Annotated in this window: 2 protein-coding genes; both read right to left on the bottom strand. The window is 75.4% G+C overall.

Annotation, left to right across the window (positions count from 1 at the left end; translation table 11 throughout):
* Positions 1 to 22: 22 nt before the first annotated feature.
* Positions 23 to 1021 (bottom strand): nucleoside hydrolase, encoded by a 999-nt coding sequence (locus ESO86_RS17210; RefSeq protein WP_129235987.1) that lies wholly within the window; start codon positions 1019 to 1021, stop codon positions 23 to 25.
* Positions 1018 to 1254, bottom strand: a 237-nt coding sequence (locus tag ESO86_RS17205; protein WP_242492440.1) for a PfkB family carbohydrate kinase, incomplete at its 5' end; no start/stop codon positions are given. The genes ESO86_RS17210 and ESO86_RS17205, both read right to left, overlap by 4 nt.

The following is a 1254-nucleotide window of genomic DNA, read 5'->3' as shown; positions in this document are numbered from 1 at the left end:
CGGCGCGGGAGGTCGTCGGCGCTCAGCCCTCGCGCGGGCCCGCGACCGCGGCGGGCCACGCGTGGTCCAGGATGCGTCGCAGGATCCGGTCCGCGGCAGCCTCGTCTGCGCCCATGAGCGCCCGGCTCGCCGGCCGGTCGGCCTCATCGGCCGGCTGTCGCGACTCGAGCTCGATCATCCGCCCGTGGTCGCCGTGCGCATCGTCGTCGACGACGTCGAACCATCCGCGTCGCCAGGTCGGCTCGGCGACGTCACCGGCGACTGCCGCCGCGGCGAGCGGGTCGTGCAGCGCGCACCTCCGTTCGCCGTACCGCACCGTGTAGAACTCGAAGTACGCATCCAGCATCGCTCCGAGCAGCCGCGGCACGAGACCCGGCGCCGCGAGCAGTGCGGTCCGATGCCCTTCGTCGAAGGTGTGCCGTGTCGTCACGTCGAGCGGCACGAGCGTCACCGGCCACGACGCGGCCAGCACTCCGGCAGCCGCGGCCGGGTCGTTGCGGAGGTTCGCCTCGGCGACGAGCGAGACGTTGCCCGGCGCGTCGAGTGCGCCGCCCATGACCGTCACCGAGTGCACGCGTCCGGCGAGCCCCGGATCGCGCCGGAGCGCGACCGCCAGGTTGGTCAGCGGGCCGACGGCCAGCACGCGGAGCTCGGCGGCGTGCTCCCCCGCGAGCCGGATCAGCAGCCCCGCGGCATCCGTCGTCGCCTCGGGCAGACGGGTCGCGGCGGGGAGGGCGTCACCCACACCGCCCACGCCGTCCTCGCCGTGCACCTGCGGCGCACCACCGTGGAACGTCCCGCCGAGCGGGTCGGCGGAGCCCACCGCGACCGGCACGTCGTCGACGCCCGAGGCAGCGAGCAGCGCGAGCGTGTTCGCTGCCGCACGCTCGGCCGAGACGTTCCCGGAGACCGTGCCGATGCCCACAACCCGCACCCCGGGGTGCGCGAGCAGGTAGGCCAGTGCGACGGCGTCGTCGATGCCGGTGTCGCAGTCGAGGTAGACGGGGATCGCGTCGGTCACGCGTGGCTCCGGTAGCGGTCGAGTCGGTCGAAGGGCGGCTGCGCCGCGAGGTGCTCGACGGCGGCCGAGCCCACACGGCAGGCGACCCCCAGTGCGGCGGCCGGTTCGTCGCCCTCGAGCAGAGCGACCACCAGCGCCGCAGTGAACGCGTCGCCCGCGCCCACGGTACTGCGCACCGCCGCGGGCGCGATCCCCGCGGCTCGTGCGACGACCTCGCCGCGCTCGAGATCGGA

This window comes from Agromyces binzhouensis, assembly GCF_004135055.1.
GTDB classification, from domain to species: Bacteria; Actinomycetota; Actinomycetes; order Actinomycetales; family Microbacteriaceae; genus Agromyces; species Agromyces binzhouensis.
The sequence above is the reverse complement of the archived record's forward strand: the minus strand, read 5'-3'. Positions and strand labels throughout refer to the sequence as shown.